Origin of the sequence: Myxococcus eversor (assembly GCF_010894455.1) — a bacterium.
Taxonomy (GTDB): Bacteria; Myxococcota; Myxococcia; order Myxococcales; family Myxococcaceae; genus Myxococcus; species Myxococcus eversor.
The window spans coordinates 42,501-60,908 of the sequence record NZ_JAAIXY010000006.1 but is presented as its reverse complement, the minus strand read 5'-3'; the positions used below and the strand labels follow the sequence as shown (position 1 = coordinate 60,908).

Here is an 18,408-nt window from a genome sequence, read left to right as displayed (position 1 = left end):
GCGGAGGAACGGACTCATGGCGGACGTTGCGGCGCATATCACTGGCACCGTGTGGAAGATCGAGGTGCAGGTCGGCCAGCAAGTCAAAGAGGGCGACACGCTGGTCATCCTCGAGTCCATGAAGATGGAGATGCCGGTGGAGACGACCGAGGCCGGCACCGTGAAGGAGATTCGTTGCAAGGAGGCTCAGTCCGTCAACGAGGGTGATGTCCTCGTGGTGCTCGGGTAGTCGTGGTGGAGCCCTCGGTGGAGGTGGAAGACCGCGAGGGCGGCGTACGGGTGTTGACGTTGTCCAACCCGGCCCGGCGCAACGCGCTGAATGACGCGATGCTGGCCCGGTTGGACGCGGCGCTGGAGCCCGCTCCGCACGTGCGAGTGCTGCTGGTGCGGGGCGCGGGCGGCACCTTCTGCGCGGGCTATGACTTGACGCACCTGGGGCCACCGGGGGCGGACGGGCGCCTGCCGGATGACGCGCTGGTGGAGTGTCTGCTCAAGCTTGAGCACCACCCGGTACCCAGCGTGGCGTTGGTGCAGGGCGCGGCGGTGGGCGCGGGGTTCGATTTGGCGGCCTCGTGCGATTTCCGGGTGGGCGCGCCGGACACCGTCTTCCTCATGCCTCCGGCGAAGCTGGGCATCGTCTACTCGCCGGAAGGCCTGGCTCGGGCGACGCGGCTGGTGGGGTTGTCCCGGGCGAAGCAGCTCTTCCTCACGGCGCGCAAGCTGGATGCGCGTGAGGCGCTGGACTGGGGACTGCTCGACGTGTGCGAGGGGGACGCGGAGGTGCGGGCCCTCGCGCTGTGCGCGACGCTGGCGGGCCATGCGCCTGGCGCGGTGTCGGGGATGAAGGAGTCGTTCGGAATGCTGTCGCGGGCGCCACTGGGTGACGCGGAGCAGGCGCGGCTCAGGGTGCTTCGCGCGACGGCGTTCGGTAGCGAGGATGCGAAGGAAGGGCGTGCGGCCTTCCTGGAGAAGCGTCCGCCCCGCTTCACCGGCCGCTAGTCACGCGGCCGGCGAGGCGGTGTCGGGGCTTCAGGTGTCGCCGAACAGCTCGCCCATGCGCAGTTGCAGCGCCGAGGCAATCTTGTAGAGCGACGAGATGGACGCGGAGGACTCCGCGCGCTCAATCTGGGACAGCAGTGACACGGACAAGCCGGTGCGTCGCGCGAGTTGCTTGAGGGTGAGCTCTTGCGTCTTGCGCGCGTCGCGGATGGTGCGACCGATGGCGCGGTGCAGGTCCGCCTCCGGGTCCTGTGACAAGCCCTTCTTCTGGAGGGCGTTGCGGACCGCGGTGATGAACTGCTCCGGCTCCATGGGCTTCTTGACGTAGTCGGAAGCCTGGGCCTTGAGCGAAGCGACCGCCGTATCCACCGTGGGGTACGCGGTGGCGACGATGACGGCAACGTCCGTATCGTACTTGCGGATCTGCTCCAGCACCTCGGTCCCCGACATCTGCGGCATCATCATGTCGAGGATGACGAGGTGGAAGTCGGAACCACGGAGGATCTCCACCGTCTGGGTGGGGTCCGTCGTGGTCACGACCTCGTAGCCTTCGCGGGTCAGCACCAGCTTGAGGTAGTCGCAGTTGTCCTGCTCGTCATCAACCACCAGGATGCGAATCTGCACAGCGTCTCCTCGCTGCAGGTGAACTTCGTCGTGCTGCGGCTCGGGGAGGGGGGGCGAGCACGCACAGCCGATGGGGGATGGTTCAGCCTCCCTAGGGTCTCTTCATCGAGTCTTCGAGTCTTCGTACTGGTTCAGGAGATCTTGAACGCCCTTGCGGGAGGGATGATCCTTGGGCGCGAGGTCCAGGAATCGCTGGTAGTGCTTCGCACCCTCGTCAACCTTGTTGAGCCGCGCCTTGGCGATGCCCAACACCAGTTCGCAATCGGGGCTCGCCGGATTCAAGCTCGAGCACTTCTCGGCAACCGCCAGGGCTTCCCGGTATTTCTGCCCTTTAATCAGTGCGCGAGCGTCAGTGACGAGCGCGCCGGTCTGCGCATCGCGCTCGGCGGCGGCGGTCGCTTTGGGGTCTTCCTTGCTGGAGGCCGGAACCACTGCGGGAGGAGGCTTCGCCGTCTCGGCTACCTTGGCCGCCTCGATTTCCTGCAGCTTCGCGTCGAGCTGACCCTTCAGCTCCGCATGGCGCTCCATGAAGATGCCAGTCTTGGCACTTGCCTCGAGGGCCGCCTTCGCCTCATCAACCTTGCCCGAAGCCAGCGCTGACTCGGCCTTGTCGAGCTGAGTCTTGAAGGTCCGCTCGGTTTTGACCTCGTCCAAGAGCGTCTTCGCTCCAGGGGGAAACTTTCCGTCAGCGTTACGGGTCTTCTCCAGCACAGCCGCTGCGCCCTCGAAGTCCGCAGCCGCGAACGCCGTGCGGGCGTTGGCGAGGTGCTCCTCAAGGGTCGGCTTCGGAGGCTCCGGCGGCTTCGAGGGCTCCGTCGAAGGAGGCGTCTCGGGAGGCGGAGTCGTCCCGGTCTGCGCCGTCGTCGGAACCTTGTTCTCGTCGGGCGGCTGGACGGGAGGCGCGGGCGGCTGCTCGGGCGGGGGCTGCTGGATGGCCACCGGCTCCGTGGGGGGAATCGGTGTGACCGTGCCCTGTCCCTGCTTGGACATCCAGAACGCGACGCCACCACCTCCCAGCAGCAGGGCGATGAGCCCGGCCACCAGCGGCATCTTCGACATCCCGCCTTCGCTGGCGGGAGCGTCGTCGCCGTCTCCGGCATCCCCCGCGGTCAGGAAGCGCAGCTTCACGTGGCCCAGCTCGACGATGTCGCCGCTGTTCAGGGTGGCCTGGGCGTAGCTCTCGCCGTTGACCGTCATCCCATTGGCGGACTGCATGTCGATGACCCGCCACTCACCCGTCGCCTCACGCACCAGCTTGGCGTGGGTCCGCGACAGCGAGCGATGGTCCAACGTGATGTCGTTGTCGTCCGTCCGTCCGATTCGCAGCTCGGTCCGGATGCACGCGAACTCCTGACCCCGCAGCTCGTCGGGGGTCAGCACCATCAACCGGGGCGCATCTTTACTATCGATGTCCTCCAGCTTCCGGGGCCTGTCGGCCTCCACATGATCCAACCGGATGATGGAGGTCGAGTTTCGGCGCTTGTCCGCGGAGGCTTGGGACGGGGGCGTGTGGTCGTGCTCGTCGCCGTCTCCAGGTGCCTCCTCCTCGCTCTCCGAGCGTTCAGGCTCCTCGGGCTCGGCCTCCTGCCGGCGTGTAGGTACCTTGGTGGTGATGGGGCCTACGGCATTGGCGGCGCCTTCGGCCTGGAGAGCCAGGTCGTAGTCGCCGATCTGGATCAGGTCGCCCTCACTGAGGGGCGACTGACCCGCGATACGCTCGCCGTTGATCCGGGTGCCGTTATAGCTACCCAGGTCCTCCACCACGACATGGCCGTTCAACCGCACCAGTCGTGCGTGACGACGAGACACGTTACGTTCGGTCAGGCGGATGGTGTTTCCCTCCTGACGTCCGATGGTGATCTCGTCGCGCACGAAGGGAACAACGGTCTTGCGCCCCTCGTCGTCTTCGATGATGAGCTTCAGCACGGGTCCGATCCGCGTACAGTCATAGCAGAACGGCCTTTCAACGCACAAGTCATGCATCCCCCTCAAAAGACAGGGCTTTCTCCCCAGGAAGCGGGGGAGCCGGGGCTGTTGTCCATCGGTCAATCGGCCGACCAAGGGAGCGCTCGCATTTTTCCCTGGGTCACCGTGGTCCTCGCGGGCCTTCTGGTGGCTGTCCACGGGGTCCTCGCCGCCCTGGGGCCTGTCGACGTGGATGCGCTCGTACGCTGGGGCGCCAAGGCGGGCCCGCTGGTGCTGGAGGCGGGACAGGTCTGGCGGCTCTTGTCGGCCAACCTGCTGCACCGGGACGCGCTGCACCTGGCGCTCAACGTCACCGTGCTGGTGGCGGCGGGCACCGCGCTGGAGCGAGCCTGCCGACGCCTCGACTATGTCGCGCTGTTGATCTCCTCCGCGCTGACCACGATGGCGAGCTCGCTTGCCTGGTCTGGCGCGGTGAGCGTGGGTGCCTCCGGGCTCGTCTATGGATGCATGGGCGCGCTGCTGGTGCTGGGCCGGCGTCACCGTTCTCGCGCGGGTTTCCGTGTGCGGTGGCTATCCGGAGAGAGCGCGCTTCCAACGGTGCTCGTGTTCCTCTGGATGGGCTGGACCTCGGTGGGCGTGGACAACGCCGGGCACCTGGGTGGACTGGTGGCCGGGTTGCTGGCGGGAGCATTCCTGGAGCCGCGCGAATTGGAGCGCCGCACCATGCGGTCGAGCGTGGCGAGGCCGCTGGTGGGAGTGGGCGCGGCGCTGCTCGTGGCGGGGCTGGTGGTGATGGAGCGCTCGGGCTGGCGCGTGGAGCGGGATGACGGCTTCGGCGTCGCGGTGGTGATGCCCGAAGGCTGGCGGGGCGAAGTGGACGGGCAGGGGCGGCGCACGTTCTCCAACGGGTTGCCGGGACTGGGTCGCGCCACGTTCTCCGCGGAGGCCATCGAGGCGGGTGAGGCGGTGGATGGCCTGTCGCAGGCGCGGCACTTCCATGAGGAGACGCTGCCGCTGGGAGTGCCGGGGCCCGAGGGCCGGACGCTATCGGTGCAGGGCCCCTCGCGAACGCTGGTGGGTGGACGTGTCGCGCAGCGGCTTCGCGCGCAACTGGAGGGACCCGATGGAGGGCGCCATCTGCTCGCCTTCTTCGTGCCTCGGGGGGAGTGGGTCTACCGCCTCGTCTTCACGTGGCCCGCGCAGTGGCCCGCGTATCAGGACGTCGTGGGACGGATGGTGGCGGAGCTGCGGTTCGATGAGCCCTCGGTGCTGCGCGAGGCGCGAGGTCGGGCGCTGTTGTCGCCTGGCGCGCCAGGGCCTCAGCGGGAGCTGGGCGCGGTGCTGCGACGGCTGGGGTTGTCGCGAGAGGCCGTCACGCCGCTCGCGGAGGCGGTGCGCCTGTCCCCCGCGCATGTGGGCGCTCGGGTGGAGCTGGCGCGCGCGCTGTTCGACACGGGTCGCGTCGAGGAAGGGTGTCACGCGGCGGACGAGGCCCAGGTCTACGGCCCTTCGGATACGGGGGCACTGGAGGCGGGCGTTCGGTGCGAGCTGTCCCGGGGGGCGCTGCCTCGGGCACTGGAGCGACTGGAAGAAGCGCGCCGCGTGGACCCGCAGGATGCGCGCCTGCGGGCCGCCGAGGCCGCGTTGAAGACGGTGCTGGAGGCGTCTCCGTCCTCTGTGCACCGGGAGACCTCGGGTCCAACGCCGCGCTGACGCGTTGGCTCCGAGGCTTCGGCTTCAGTCCTCGTCCTTGAGGAGGAAGTCGTTGTTGATGACCTTGAACGACAGCCTGCCGCTCAGCGTGGGCGAGTGCCGCTCGACGAGCGGCCGGATGACGATGCCCTCCTTGCGGTTCTTCGTGCCCGGGTAGAGACCCTGGGCGAGCTTCAGGTAGTGCTCCAAATCATGGTCGAACGTCCGCGCGGCCTCGCCCGTGACGACGTGCTCCACCGGCACCGTGCGCAGCCCATGCTTCGCGCAGAACGCGATGAAGTCCTCGTGGCCCAGGAACTGGCCCGTCCGGGTGTCGTGGACGCTGAACACGAACAGGTCCACCTCGGTGAGTCCCAGGCGGTTCTTCTGGATGCCGGGGCCGCACAGCTCTCCCTGGATGGCGAAGCCCGGAGGCAGCGCGGTGTCCAGCGAGTACCGCTTCGCCACCGTCCACACCCGGCTCGTTCCGGGTCGCAGAGACCAGTTCCGGGAGCACGCCACCAGTGGACCTTCGAGCGGCCGGAAGTACGTCGCGGAGGTACCGTCCAGCTTCGTCGTCACGAAGAAGTCGTGGCCCCGAAGCTCGTCCAGCACGGCGAGCGCCGACTGCAGGCGGATTTCGTCCGTCCTCGGCACTTCACTTGGGAAGGGCCCGGCCACGTCGCTGCCCTCGGGCGGCGCCGGCTCGTACTTCACGACGCCCAGCCTGTCTCGCACGTCCGTGCCCTCGGGAGGCACCTCGCCCTCCAGGATGGACGTGGGCAGCGCGAGTCCCTGGGACAGCACGCCCCGCAGTCGCGCGGTCTTCACGCGAAAGCTCCGGGCCCTGAGGAACTCCGCCCAGCTCGCGCCCTCTGGAAGCTGGCTGTCGATTTCGAAGAAGACGCACGCGTCACCGGGGGCGAACTCGCCCTTCCTCACCACCACGTCCCAGCCCATCACCCGGGCCTTCAGGATGTTGTCGGCTCCAGGGATGTCCTCCAGGTGGTCGATGCGCTGAATCGAGACGAGCTTTCTCTCCATGACGGACCTCCTTCCTCGCCACCGGCGAGGGCCAGGGCTCCCCAGCGACGCCCTCGAGTGCCCCGGCTGACGGTGCCTCGATATCAGGAAACCCCCGAGCTTGGGGCTCGGCGGACTCACCATCGCGCGCTGAAGGCACGCACCACCAGGCCCACGCCGAGCGTCCACTCGTCACGGCGCATGAGGCCCGCGTCACCCAGGACGTAGCCTCCGGAGAGTCGCAGCGCCACGGGCTGGTCCGCCACGGCGAGGAACACGCGCTCCAGCGAGGCGTCGGCGTGGGCGCGGAAATCCGTGCCGCCCTCGAGCCCCAAGGTCCACCCCGCGAGTCCCGACGCGCGCAGCGCCCACAGTCCGTCATCGCTCTCCAGGCCCAGGTCGAACATCAGCGAGGTGAAGGGGGACAGCGCGTGCTCGGTGGTGTCTCCCGCGTGGCGCAGCGTGTGGCTCGCCACCGGGCCGAAGCCGAACCAGGCGCGCCCCGTCTCCGAGCGCAACGGGTCGACGAGGAGCCCCATGCGCCCCGTCTCCAAGGTCCACCCCGAGCCTTCCCACTCGCGCCGCTCCAGGCTCGCCGCGCGCAGCGCCACCGTCACGTCGAACGGGAAGGGGATGCGCACCGGGCGCGCGGTGGGAATCAGGATGAAGCCCTCCTCCAGGTGGCGACGCAGCAGTCCGTCATAGGCGGTGAAGCCAAAGCCGCGCCGCTCGCCATCCCAGAGGTCCACGCCGAGGAGTCGATGGTTGGTGAACCAGGGCGTGCCCTTGCTGCGGCTGGTGCGGCCGGTGCGGATGCGCACGCTCGAGTGCAGCGTCAGGGTCCCCACGCCGTCGCGCACCGTCGCGCCCGTGCCCACCACCCAACCGTCTCCCGGGTCGAAGCAGATGGGGAACTGCTCGCCCGTTGAGTCCGTGGAGTGACACGGGTCCGGTGGCGGAGGGCCCGCGCCTGGCGCCGAGGCCAGGAGCAATGCGAGTCCAAGCGCGAGCACGGTCAATCCCGGGCCTTTTCGGCCAGGGGCGCGGAGCGGCGCGCGGGGGCCCACAGCGAGAAGCGCAGGCCCGCCGAGGCGGACCACTCCCAGCGCTCCGGCAGGAAGGCGATGTCGTTGCGCCACGTCCCTCGCGCATCCGCGACCAGGCTCAGCGGCTGGTCGTTGATGGCCAGCAGGATGAGCTCGTAACCCGCGGAGAGCCTGAGCCGCTCGGGCCTGAGCGGACGGCCCTCCACCTCGCGCGACAGGAGCACCTTCTCCGCCTCCGCGCCGAAGCGCAGGTGGTGGAACCCATCCCTGTCCAGCGTCAGGTTGCCTTCGAGCGCCGCGCCGGGCACCAGCGTGGTGACGCCGTTCTCGTAGTCGCGCTCCGCGGAGGGGCCCGCGCGCACGCGCACGTACGACACCATGTCGCGTGAGTGCCACAAGTCCAAGGCGGCGTGCAGGGTGCCCCAGGTGAGGAACCCACCCCGGGCATCTCCGCGCTCCAGGTCCTCCACGTGGAGCGCCTCCATCCACACGCCCAGGTTGATGCTGATGTCGTGGCGTCGCGGCTCGCCGAAGAAGGTCGTCACCCGGAACAGCGGCTCGTCGCGCTCGACGCTGAAGTCGTAGCGCATCATCGTGAAGTCGATGGAGGGCTCGCCGAGTGAGAGGTCCGTCTCCAGGAAGTGCAGCCGGTGCAGCCGCTTGCGCTCGGCCACCTCCAGCGCGATGCCGAAGTCCAGGCGCACGCGGTCCTCGCGCGCCTCGTCACCGGGCCACAGCGGGCTCCACGCGCCACCCAACCAGACGCGCCGGTTCAAATCGAAGTTGAACTGCATCACCCGACCGCGCTCATCGCGGTACCAGCCCGGCGGCGCGTCGGCGATGGCCGGCTCCAGCCGATACGTGAACAGCTCCGCGTTCGGGACGGGCGCGGCCTCCTCCGGGACGCAGGCGCGGACCCGCTCCAGGAAGCGCTCCGTCTCCTGGCCGTCGGCATCCAGTTCGTAGCCGGGAGTGACGAGACACCTCCGTTGCTCGAAGTCGCACTGCGCGCGCCACAGTCCCGAGGGCACGGCCGGCGTGGGCGGCAACGTGAGGCACAACACGGGGCGCTCCGCGTCCTGGAAGGGCAGCGGCACGGCGGCTGGCTGAAGGATGGGAGGGGCGACCTCGACGCGGGCGTCCTCGGTGGGGACGACCTCAGCGGGCGGACCGCCCTCGACCTGCCCCAGGAGCAGGGCACAACCCAACGTCACCGCTGATACGAGCATGGAGCCTCCGAAACTGGACGGGGGCGGGCAATACAAGGCCCGTGCCCCCGCTCCCCCAGCGGGCTCTCTGCATGTGGGCCTCCCACCTCCGTGCAGGCTCCTGCACAATGGCGCGCACGCTGCCTCACGCTGTGCCTCCAGAGGAGGTCGACCGGCGGGGGTGGCGGGGATATAAGGCCGCGTCCTGCCCGTGGTGCGCAGGCAACCGCCCGAAACGACTCAAGGAGCCCTTCACCCGTGGCGAGCGACGGCGAACAGCAGGAGCAGCAGCGAGAGCAGACCTTCGCCGAGGCGATTCTCGGCAAGGAGACCTTCTCCGCGCGGTGGATGCAGCGGTGGCTTTCGCTCTCCGCGACGACTCGGACGGTGTTGTCCACGGCCTTCTTCGCGGGGCTGCTCTTCCTGCCCTACCTGGGCGCGGTGGGGCTGTGGGACTGCTGGGAGACCCACTACGGCGAAGTGGCGCGGATGATGATCGTCCGCCGCGACTACCTGTATCCCTTCTGGGAGAACGCGTGGTTCTTCTCCAAGCCGCCGCTGACCATGTGGATGCAGGCGCTGGGCATGCAGGTGGTGGGCACGGTGCGCTCGGGAGGCCAGCTCGGGCTGTACACCGAGTGGGGCATGCGGGTGCCCTTCGTGGCGCTGAGCATCACCGCCGTGACGCTCCTGTCCCTGGCCGTTTCTCGTGTGGTGAACCGCCGCGCGGGCCTGGCCACCGGCTTCGTGCTGGCCACCATGCCGCTGTACTTCCTGCTCACCCGGCAGACGGTGACGGACACGCCCTTCGTCACCACGTTCGTCTGCGCGATGGCGTGCGCGCTCATCGGCCAGTTGGATGACACGACGAAGCACCGCGCCGCGTGGTGGTACGGCTTCTATTTCTTCGCGGGCCTGTCCACGCTGGCCAAGGGCCTGTTGGGCGTGGGCCTTCCCGCCGTCATCCTCATCCTCTACGCGGGCCTGGCCGTCATGCCCTGGGACGGGCCGAGCCTGGATGCGCACCTGCGCTGGCTGACGGACGGAGGCTTCCGCAAGGACGTGCGCGAGGGCCGCCAGCCCATGCCGGTGCTGTGGGCGCAGATGCACAAGATGCACCTGGGCACGGGCATCCTCGTCTTCTTCGCGGTGGCCGCGCCCTGGTACGTGGTGATGTCCCTCTTCAAGAGCGTGGACGACGAGGGCAAGCTCTTCTGGTACCGCTTCTTCGTCCACGACCACCTCAACCGCCTCACCGCGGGCGTGCACACCACCACGCCGGGTGGCACGTTCATCTACTTCATCGAGCAGGGGGGCTTCGGCATCTTCCCCTGGGTGGCCCTGCTGCCCGGCGCCTTCGCCATCGTCGCGAAGCTGAAGCTGCGCTCGGAGAAGAAGGCGGACCACCTGGCCATCATCGCCGTGGTGTGGGTGGCCTTCTCCTTCTGGCTGCTGGCCTCCAGCGCCACCAAGTTCCACCACTACGTCTTCCCCGTCCTGCCCGGCCTCGCGGTCCTCATCGCGTTGTTCATCGACCGGCTGTGGGAGGAGGGCATCTCCGCGCACGCGGTGAGCCTCATCTTCGGCCTGGTCCTCTTCGTGCTCGTCGGCAAGGACCTGGCGGAGAACCCGAAGAACTTCACCGACCTGTTCGTCTACAACTACGACCGGCCCTATCCGCAGGAGCTCGTCACCAAGCCCATCGCGTTCTTCTCTCGCGCGCTGTGGACCGGCGACCTCGTCACGCTGGTGCTGCTCGCCTTCGGCGTCTACCTGTCGTTCGAGGCCTTCTCGCCCAAGACGCGGGAGAAGGTGACGCCGGGCTCGCGCGCGGTGGCGCTGCTCATGTTGCTGGCCGGCGTGGCCACGCTGACCGCGGTGGCGTCCGGCGCGAAGGTGTCCGCGACGGGGCTGGTGGGCGTGGCGGTGGCGGTGGTGGGCGGCTTCCTCGGGTGGCAGTCCATGCGCCCGAACACGGAAGGGCGCGTGTCGCTCCAGGCCCTGGCCGGGGTGCTCGCGCTGGCGGGCGTGGCGCTGGCGGTGCGCGGCTTCAAGAACCCCGCGGGGGATGACTCGCTGCTTCGCTCGCTGTCGGAGCCCGTCAACATCAAGGGCGCGCTGGGCTTCGTCTTCGCTGTGACGGGGGCCATGGCCGTCGTGGCCACGCTGATGCGGGCGCGGGTGATGCTGTTCGGCACCTTCTGGATGCTGGCCGCTGGCTTCGCCCTCTGGTTCAACTGGAACCACTGGGTGGACCTGTCCCACCACTGGACGCAGCGCGACCTCTTCTGGCGGTACTACTCGCAGCGCCAGGAAGGCGAGCCCATCGTCGCGTACCTGATGAACTGGCGCGGCGAGACGCTCTACTCCAGCAACACCGTGGAGCAGTACCGCAGCGGTGACTACAACGCGAAGCTGCGCACGCTCGTCGCGCGGCCCGGCCGCGAGTGGGTGCTCGCCGAGCAGAAGATGCTCAACTCGCTGCGCAGCGCGGTGGGCTCGGACAAGGTCGTCACCCCGGTGGACAAGGACATCAACAACAAGTTCGTCCTGGTGACCATCGATTGAGTGGCATCGACGTCCGGGGACTGGGCAAGCGCTTCGGAGACCGCGTCGCCGTGGAGGGGCTCACCTTCCACGTGCGGCCCGGCGAGGTGTTCGGTCTGCTCGGCCCCAACGGCGCCGGGAAGACGACGACGGTGCGCATGCTCACCGGCCTTTTGAGCCCCTCCGAGGGCGAGGCCGTGGTGTGGGGCCACCGCGCGGACCGCGACGGCGAGGGGCTGCGCAAGGTGGTGGGCCTGCTCACCGAACAGCCCGGCCTCTACGAGCGGCTCACCGCCCGGGAGAACCTGCGCTTCTTCATGAAGCTGCACGAACTGGACGAGGCCAAGGCCTGGCCGCGCACGCAGCACTACCTGGAGCGCTTCGGCCTGGGCGGCCGCGAGGAGGAGCCCGTGGGCGGCTTCTCCAAGGGCATGCGCCAGAAGCTCGCCATCGTCCGCACGCTGGTGCACGACCCGCGCGTCATCTTCCTGGACGAGCCCACCAGTGGCCTGGACCCGGAGTCCGCGCGCACGGTGCGCGACGCGGTGGCCGAGCTCGCGTCGGAGGGGCGCACGATTGTCCTGTGCTCGCACAACCTCTCGGAGGTGGAGCGGCTGTGTGAGCGCGTCGCGGTGGTGAAGAAGCGGCTTCTCTTGATGGGGCCGGTGCGGGAGTTGCGGCGCTCCGGACAGGCGCTGGACGTGCGGGTGGACGGGGAGGCGGAGCGCTTCCGCAATGTCCTGGCGGCGCTGCCCTTCGCGCCCAACGTGCTGGCGGAAGGGATGCGGCTGCGCGTCATGCTGGAGGACGAGGCCCACGCGCCGGACGTGCTGGCGTGCCTGGTGGGCGCGGGCGCGCGCGTGCACAGCGCGGTGCCGGCGCAGCGTCCGCTGGAAGAGGTGTACCTGGACCTGCTTCGTGAAGAGGGCGCTTGAGCCATGGCATTCCGTCCGCGTCGAGCCCTGGCCGTGTTCTGGAAGGACTTCCTGGACCTGCGCAAGAACGTGGGGCTGCTCGTCTCCATGGCGGTGCTGCCGGCCGTCATGGTGCTGGTGCCCATCGTCGTCGTGTGGACGTACGTCAACACGCCCAACAGCGCCGACCTGCGCAGCGTGGCGCAGTTCTATGACCCCACGCTGCCGTTGGGTGCCAGCGCGGCGCGCTTCCTCATCGACAAGACGCTCACCGACTGGTTCGGCCTGTTCCTCGTCATGCCCGTCTTCGTGCCCATCCTCATCGCCTCGCAGAGTGTCGCGGGCGAGAAGGAGCGGCGCACGCTGGAGCCACTGCTCGCCTCGCCGGTGACGGCCGCGGAACTGGTGGCGGGCAAGAGCCTGGCGGCGCTGGTGCCCGCGGTGGTGATTACCTGGGTGGCCTTCATCGTCTTCTGCGTGGGCGTGGACATCGTCGCCTGGCCCCTGGTGCAGGGGCCGCTGATGCCCAACGCCCTGTGGACCTTCGGCGTGCTGGTGATTGCCCCGCTGTTCGCCTTCTTCGGCAACGGCGTCGCGGTGCTCATCTCCGCCCGGGTGAGCGAGGCCCGCATGGCGCAGCAGATTTCCGCACTCGTCGTCCTGCCGCTCGTCGGCATGGTGGGCGGGCAGGTGGCGGGCGTCCTGAAGGCCGGGCTGGGCTTCTACGCGCTTCAAGGCGCGGTGGTGCTGGTGCTGGACGCGGTGCTCCTCGTCGCCAGCATCCGCCTGCTGGACCGCGAGCGCCTGATCAGCCGCTGGGGCTGAACTCCCCGGGGGCCCTGGCGGGCCTCCCACCCGTCCACCGGAGGCCATCCCAAGGCCGTCTGGAGGGCGAGCGGCTAGGCAATGGCCAGTGAAACTGGCATCTTCCGGGGAGGGCTGACGGGCGGAAAGCGGGCACGCTTTCGTCGCGGACGCCATGTTCTTAGAGAGGGTCGGGTGGGGGCGCGGATTTGCCGGCCACCATGGCGGCCACGGAGGCGCTGACTAGCAATGGGTATCTTCGACACCATCAAGGGTGAGGCGAAGCGCAACTTCATCGCTCGCGCGGACACGGCGAAGGGGGAGATCATCTACAAGTATCCGGAGAACAACATCCGGATGCTCACCCAGCTGACCGTCGACGCGGACGAGGTCGCCCTCTTCGTCAAGGACGGCAAGGTCGAGGGCAAGCTGGGGCCCGGCCGTCACCAGCTCGACTCGAACAACATCCCGTTCCTGTCCGCGCTCCTGGAGAAGTTCACGGGAGGCAACCTCTTCGTCGCCGAGGTCTTCTTCGTCTCCGTCCGCGAGTTCGCGGGCGTGAAGTTCGGCGGGCCCATTGGCGATGCGCGAGATCCGGAGACGGGCCTTGGCATCGGCACCATGGTCTACGGCGACTTCTCCATCCGCGTGACGGACCCGGAGAAGCTCGTGGTGGGTCTGGTGGGCATGGGCCGCACCAGCAATGAGGAGCTGCTGGGCTGGTTCAAGAACCAGGTGCTCAAGGTCACCAAGGACCGCATCGCCGAGCTGCTGGTGAAGAAGCGCTGGCCGCTGCTCGACGTGACGAGCGGTGCGTACACCGAGGAGATTGAGACCGAGGTCATCAGTGGAATGAAGCCCCACGTGGACAGCTACGGCCTGACCGTGGTCCGCCTGGGCAACTTCCATGTCAGCATCAAGGAGGAGGACGAGGCGACGCTGAAGAAGCTGTCGAAGGACGTCGCCTACTCGAGGCTGGCCGGTGGCTTCCAGCAGTACGCGCAGGGCCAGGCGATGCTGGGCGCGGCCGAGGGCATGGCCAAGGGCGGCGATGGCAGCGGCTCCGGCAACGCGCTGGGCGGCATGGGCATGGGCATGGGCTTCGGCATGGCCCAGCAGTTCATGAACCAGCAGGGCCAGCAGCAGCGCCCCCAGGAGCCCGCGCAGCAGGCGGCTCCCGCCGACACGCGCAGCCCCGCGCAGCGCCTGAAGGAAATCAAGGAGCTGAAGGACGCGGGCGTCCTCTCCGACGAGGAGTACAACGCCAAGCGCGCGGAGCTGATGAAGCTCCTGTAGTCCTTGGCTGACGGCGGGGACTCGGCTCCCCGCCACATCGACAGGGCCTCCGTCCCCATGTGGGCGGAGGCCCTTCGTGTTTCTACCGTCCGTCGCCCGTGCCCGCCTTGGGCGGCAGCGTGGGGCCCTGCTGCGTCCCCTGCGGCGCGGTGAACCCCTCCAGCCCCGGAGGTGGCGCGGGCTGGGTGAAGCCCTCCAGGCCAGGCGCCGCGGGGAGGATGCTGTCCTCCACGCCCTCCAGGTTCAGCCGGATGGGCACCTGCAGCGTGGTGCCCAGGCGCAGCAGCAGCACGTCGGGTTCGATGCCCTTCTCGCCGATGGCCTCGGCCACCTCGCGCGCGGACAGGCCGTTGCCCTTGGCCCACAGCGCCTTGAGGAACTCACCTGACTGCGGCGCGTGCCACCACGCGGGGCCGAAGCGCGCCTTGAGCTGCGCCTGGAGCTGGCCCGCGAGGAACCACGCTCGGAAGCTGTCCGCGGACTGGAAGAAGTCCTCCTGGTCCACCAGGTAGCGCTCCGTGTCTTCATCCGTCATCGGGATGTCGTCCGTGCGCGACATCACCTGCCGGTACAGCTCCTTCGGGTCCACCTCCACGCGCCGGTGCAGCTCCAACTGGTACAGCAGCCGGCCCGCCGCGTGGCGGATGAGGTACAGCTTGTGCGCGCTGGAGGTGGCCAGGAACTGCGAGCGCTGATCTCCGCTGATGCCCGCGTGCTCCTCCAGCCACACCGGGTCCTCCAGCAGGTCCTCGAACAGCGACGAGTACGCCTCGCCCACCGTGGGGTTGCCCAGCCGCGCCAGCTCGAAGCGCGTCTCCTTCGTGAAGGCCGAGTGCAGCGCGTGCCCGAACTCGTGCAGCACGCGCGCCTGGTGCAGCACGCCCGAGCCCGGCTTGAACGACAGCCGCACGTCGTCCGGCACGCGCACCGACAGCGCCAGGGGGCGGTTGTTCTTGCGCGGCAAGTCCCTCGCGTCGATTGCGACGTTCTTCAGCTCGGCGAGGTCCAGGCTCATCCCCGACAGCGTGCCGTGCGCCTTGAGCAGGGACTCGCCCTTGGGGAAGGCGTCCTCGACTTCACGCGAGCGGAACAGCCGGGGGATGTCCGCGCGGGTGATATCCTTGAAGGGCACGCCCAGTTCGCGCTGCGCGAGCCGCTCCATCACCAGCCGGTACGGCGCCTGCGTGGCCTGGAGAATCTCCTCCGCCAGCACGCTCAGCTTGCCCAGGTCCGCCTGTCGCAGCTCGCTGCCGAAGGCCTCGTACGAAGGGAAGCCCAGCGTCTTCACCAGCTCCTCCGCGCGCTCCTCCTTGCGGCGCAGCGTCTGGTTGAGCCGCTCCAACAGGGGCGTCACCGCCGCGTAGAGCGCCTTGCGCCGCGCCGCGCTCCGCTCGTTGGCCAGGAGCCGCTCCAAGTCCCGGTAGCGCAGCTCCTTGCCGTCCAGGGTGAAGGTGAGGGAGGCCTCCAGGTTGGCGGACGCGTCGTTGTACTCGGCCAGCGCGTGAGACAGGTACTCGCCGGCGAAGTGCGAGTGCAGCGCGGTGAGGGCGCGCACCTCGCGCGGGTCCTGCGTGAGCTGCCGCAGCCGGTCCACCTTGCGGATGTTGTCGAGCGTGAAGAGGTCCTCCTGCCCCACGTACGTCCCGGAGACGTCCACGTGGCGGCCCTCCGTCCAGAACACCCAGACGAGCCGGTGCTGCGCCTCCAGCAGCGTCTCCGCTCGCGAGGCCAGCGCGCGCACATCCTCTGTGAGGCGCTGCTCCTCCGTGGGGGGCTGCCGGGAGTCCGCGGGAGGGCCCTTGGGGCAGGCGCTGAGGAGGCAGGCCAGGGCGAGGAGGAGGGGAATCCTTGGGTGCATGTCGGGCGGCATGTTACTTCCGCCTTGCCCATGCCCAATCTTTCTCAATGGCGGGCCGCCCGGGGACGACAGGCCCTCTACTCCGCCCTTCGACGTTTCTTCGTCGCCGAGGGGTATCTGGAGGTGGAGACGCCCCTGCTCATCCCCACGCCCGGAATGGAGCCGCACATCAACGCCTTCGAGGCGGGCTTCATCCCCGAGACGGACGTCGGCACCGCTCGCACCCTCTATCTGCACACCAGCCCCGAGTACGCGATGAAGCGACTGCTCGCCGACGGGGCGGGGCCCCTCTTCCAGCTCTGCAAGGTGTTCCGGAACGGCGAAGTCACCGCCACGCACAATCCGGAATTCACGATGCTGGAGTTCTACCGGCCCCAGGCGGACTACCACGCCATCATGAGCGACTTGGAGGGCGCGCTCGCGGAGGCCGGGCGCTCCGCCACGGAGGGTGAGCCCGGCGCCGACCCGGCCTTCTTCACGCGCACTCCGTATGAGCGCCTCACGGTGCGCGACGCCGTGTTCAAGGCGACGGGCGTGGATATCCGCGTGCACTCGGATGGGCCCTCGCTCAAGCGCGCCGCCGAGGCCGCGGGCGTCCGGACGGGCGACGCGGAGAGCTTCGACGACGTCTTCTTCCACCTCTTCCTGCAGCGGGTGGAAACGGGCCTGGGCCACGAGCGGCCCACGTTCCTCATCGAATACCCGGCGTCCATGGCGGCGCTCTCTCGCTTGAAGCCCGGGGATTCCGCCGTGGCGGAGCGGGTGGAGCTGTACGCGAAGGGCCTGGAGCTGGCGAACGGGTTCTCCGAGCTGACGGACGCGGCCGAGCAGCGGGCGAGGTTGGTGGAAGAACAGGACCTCAGGCGCAAGCTGGGGCGTTCCGTGTATCCTCTGGACGAGCGGTTCCTTGACGCAGTAGGTCGAATGCCGCCCTCGGCGGGTATCGCCGTGGGGCTCGACAGAATCCTGATGCTGCTGCTCGGGGTCCAGCGCATCTCGGACGTGCTCCTGTTCCCCGCCCACGAGTTCGTGTGATTCGAGACATCGTCCGGACAGCGTTCGCGGGTGTTTCAGCAGTGGGCCTGACGGGGGTGTTCTCCTCGGTCATCTCCGCGTTGTCCGTGGGTGGCGCGCACGGGGAGGCGGACAAGGCCCTGAGGCTCTGGGCGCGAGGCGTGCTGGCGTCGGCGGGCGTGCGTCACGAGGCGGTGGGGCTGGAGCACATTCCCACGGAGGGCCACGTCGTCTTCGTGTGCAACCACCAGTCGCACTACGACGCGCCGCTGGCCATGGCGTACGTGGAGACGCACACGCGCTTCGTGGCGAAGGCGGAGCTGTTCAAGATTCCGGTGTTCGGCGCGGCGCTGCGGCGGGCGGGCAACATCCCCGTGGCTCGCAGCGGCGGCAGCGAGGACCGGGCCCGGCTGGAGGAGGCGGTGACGGCGCTGCGCGAGCGGGTGAGCGTGCTGTTCTATGCCGAGGGCACGCGCAGCGAGGACGGGCGGCTGCGGCCGTTCAAGAAGGGGGCCGCGACGCTCGCCATCCAGGCAGGCGTGCCGGTGGTGCCCCTGGCGGTGTCGGGGACGCGGCTCATCCTTCCCAAGGGAGGACGGGCGGTGCGGTGGGGCCAGCGCGTGTCGCTGGTGGTGGGCGAGCCCATCCCCACGCAGGGCCTGACGATTGAAGACCGCGATGACCTCACGCGCGAGCTGGAGGACGCGGTCGCGCAACTCTACTCCGAGGCGTGCAGGCGCTCGGGAGACGTGCCCACATGAAGAAGTCAGCACCTCAGAAGTCGTTCGCGGCTCATCCCTGGCATGGAATCACCCCTGGGAACGAGTCTCCTGAAATCGTCACCGCCTATATCGAAATCGTCCCCACGGACGCGGTGAAGTACGAGCTGGACAAGGAGTCGGGCATCCTCAAGTTGGACCGGCCGCAGCGGTTCAGCAGCCAGTGCCCGACGCTGTACGGCTTCATTCCCCAGACGTACTGCGACGAGCTGGTGGCGAAGCGCTGCGCCGAGCGCACGGGTGTGAAGAACATCCAGGGCGACCGAGATCCCATCGACGTCTGCGTGCTGACGGAGAAGGTCGTCAGCAACGGCAACCTCCTGGTGCGCGCGGTGCCCATCGGCGGCTTCCGGATGATCGACGGCAACGAGGCGGACGACAAAATCATCGCGGTGCTCGAGTCCGACCTCGTCTACGGAGAGCTGCAGCACATCGCCCAGCTCCCGCGTCCGCTGTTGGACCGCCTCAAGCACTACTTCCTCACCTACAAGCAGATTCCCGGTGAGGGAAAGCGCAGCGTCGAAATCGCGGAGGTCTACGACAGGCCGGAGGCGATGGAGGTCATCCGCCGCAGCATGAAGGACTACGACCGCGTCTATGGGCAGGCCTCCTCGACGCCCGTGCGCACCCGCACCCGGCGCCCTGCTCGGAAGTCGCGCGCGTCCTGATGCTTCAAGC

16 protein-coding genes are annotated in these 18,408 nt (G+C 68.8%); 10 read left to right on the top strand and 6 right to left on the bottom strand.

Going from position 1 to position 18,408, the window contains the following annotated elements:
- The first annotated feature begins 16 nt into the window (after positions 1 to 16).
- Both G4D83_RS13790 and G4D83_RS13785 read left to right on the top strand, forming a co-directional pair.
- The gene (locus G4D83_RS13790) at positions 17 to 229 is read left to right on the top strand and encodes a biotin/lipoyl-binding carrier protein (protein WP_141648351.1); all 213 of its coding nucleotides are present in this window, start codon (positions 17 to 19) and stop codon (positions 227 to 229) included.
- A 5-nt stretch (positions 230 to 234) separates the two neighbouring features.
- Complete coding sequence (locus G4D83_RS13785) at positions 235 to 999, top strand: enoyl-CoA hydratase-related protein (protein WP_163865496.1); 765 nt, start codon at positions 235 to 237, stop codon at positions 997 to 999.
- Positions 1,000 to 1,029: 30 nt separating this feature from the next.
- On the opposite strand, the gene G4D83_RS13780 is transcribed toward G4D83_RS13785, so the two are convergent.
- Positions 1,030 to 1,623, bottom strand: coding sequence for a response regulator (locus tag G4D83_RS13780; RefSeq protein ID WP_002634367.1), 594 nt, complete (start codon positions 1,621 to 1,623; stop codon positions 1,030 to 1,032).
- Positions 1,624 to 1,725: 102 nt separating this feature from the next.
- Positions 1,726 to 3,606 (bottom strand): FHA domain-containing protein, encoded by a 1,881-nt coding sequence (locus G4D83_RS46810; RefSeq protein WP_163865495.1) that lies wholly within the window; start codon positions 3,604 to 3,606, stop codon positions 1,726 to 1,728.
- On the opposite strand from G4D83_RS46810, the gene G4D83_RS13770 reads away from it, so the two are divergent.
- The gene (locus G4D83_RS13770) at positions 3,601 to 5,262 is read left to right on the top strand and encodes a rhomboid family intramembrane serine protease (RefSeq protein WP_163865206.1); all 1,662 of its coding nucleotides are present in this window, start codon (positions 3,601 to 3,603) and stop codon (positions 5,260 to 5,262) included. The genes G4D83_RS46810 and G4D83_RS13770 overlap by 6 nt on opposite strands.
- A 24-nt stretch (positions 5,263 to 5,286) precedes the next feature.
- Here G4D83_RS13770 and G4D83_RS13765 read toward each other — a convergent pair whose 3' ends face one another.
- The 3 genes from G4D83_RS13765 to G4D83_RS13755 all read right to left on the bottom strand — a co-directional run bounded on the left by G4D83_RS13765 (position 5,287) and on the right by G4D83_RS13755 (position 8,539).
- Positions 5,287 to 6,285 carry an RNA ligase (ATP) gene (locus G4D83_RS13765; RefSeq protein WP_163865205.1) on the bottom strand — a complete coding sequence of 333 codons (999 nt, stop codon included), beginning with the start codon at positions 6,283 to 6,285 and terminating at the stop codon, positions 5,287 to 5,289.
- Positions 6,286 to 6,401: 116 nt separating this feature from the next.
- The gene (locus tag G4D83_RS13760) at positions 6,402 to 7,277 is read right to left on the bottom strand and encodes a hypothetical protein (RefSeq protein WP_163865204.1); all 876 of its coding nucleotides are present in this window, start codon (positions 7,275 to 7,277) and stop codon (positions 6,402 to 6,404) included.
- Between the two features lie 2 nt (positions 7,278 to 7,279).
- The gene (locus G4D83_RS13755) at positions 7,280 to 8,539 is read right to left on the bottom strand and encodes a hypothetical protein (protein ID WP_163865203.1); all 1,260 of its coding nucleotides are present in this window, start codon (positions 8,537 to 8,539) and stop codon (positions 7,280 to 7,282) included.
- A gap of 237 nt (positions 8,540 to 8,776) precedes the next feature.
- On the opposite strand from G4D83_RS13755, the gene G4D83_RS13750 reads away from it, so the two are divergent.
- From G4D83_RS13750 to G4D83_RS13735, 4 genes are all read left to right on the top strand, one after another.
- Positions 8,777 to 11,086, top strand: coding sequence for an ArnT family glycosyltransferase (locus tag G4D83_RS13750; protein ID WP_163865202.1), 2,310 nt, complete (start codon positions 8,777 to 8,779; stop codon positions 11,084 to 11,086).
- Positions 11,083 to 12,000 carry an ABC transporter ATP-binding protein gene (locus G4D83_RS13745; protein ID WP_163865201.1) on the top strand — a complete coding sequence of 306 codons (918 nt, stop codon included), beginning with the start codon at positions 11,083 to 11,085 and terminating at the stop codon, positions 11,998 to 12,000. Before G4D83_RS13750 ends, G4D83_RS13745 begins: the two co-directional genes overlap by 4 nt.
- Positions 12,001 to 12,003: 3 nt before the next feature.
- A complete protein-coding gene (locus G4D83_RS13740) occupies positions 12,004 to 12,804 on the top strand; it encodes an ABC transporter permease subunit (RefSeq protein ID WP_163865200.1) in 801 nt (266 codons plus the stop codon).
- Positions 12,805 to 13,032: 228 nt separating this feature from the next.
- Positions 13,033 to 14,079 (top strand): SPFH domain-containing protein, encoded by a 1,047-nt coding sequence (locus G4D83_RS13735; protein WP_163865199.1) that lies wholly within the window; start codon positions 13,033 to 13,035, stop codon positions 14,077 to 14,079.
- Positions 14,080 to 14,161: 82 nt separating this feature from the next.
- On the opposite strand, the gene G4D83_RS13730 is transcribed toward G4D83_RS13735, so the two are convergent.
- Complete coding sequence (locus tag G4D83_RS13730; protein WP_163865494.1) at positions 14,162 to 15,937, bottom strand: chromosome segregation protein SMC; 1,776 nt, start codon at positions 15,935 to 15,937, stop codon at positions 14,162 to 14,164.
- Between the two features lie 30 nt (positions 15,938 to 15,967).
- Here G4D83_RS13730 and epmA point away from each other — a divergent pair, with 30 nt between their 5' ends.
- From epmA to G4D83_RS13715, 3 genes are read left to right on the top strand one after another with little or no spacing between them, the layout of a single operon-like run.
- Positions 15,968 to 16,972: an EF-P lysine aminoacylase EpmA gene (gene epmA / locus G4D83_RS13725; protein WP_163865198.1), complete on the top strand. Its 1,005-nt coding sequence runs from the start codon at positions 15,968 to 15,970 to the stop codon at positions 16,970 to 16,972.
- On the top strand, positions 16,969 to 17,712 hold the full coding sequence (locus G4D83_RS13720; RefSeq protein WP_163865197.1) for a lysophospholipid acyltransferase family protein: 744 nt from the start codon (positions 16,969 to 16,971) through the stop codon (positions 17,710 to 17,712). Before epmA ends, G4D83_RS13720 begins: the two co-directional genes overlap by 4 nt.
- Complete coding sequence (locus G4D83_RS13715) at positions 17,709 to 18,398, top strand: inorganic pyrophosphatase (RefSeq protein ID WP_163865196.1); 690 nt, start codon at positions 17,709 to 17,711, stop codon at positions 18,396 to 18,398. The genes G4D83_RS13720 and G4D83_RS13715 overlap by 4 nt, the downstream gene beginning before the upstream one ends.
- Positions 18,399 to 18,408 lie beyond the last annotated feature (10 nt).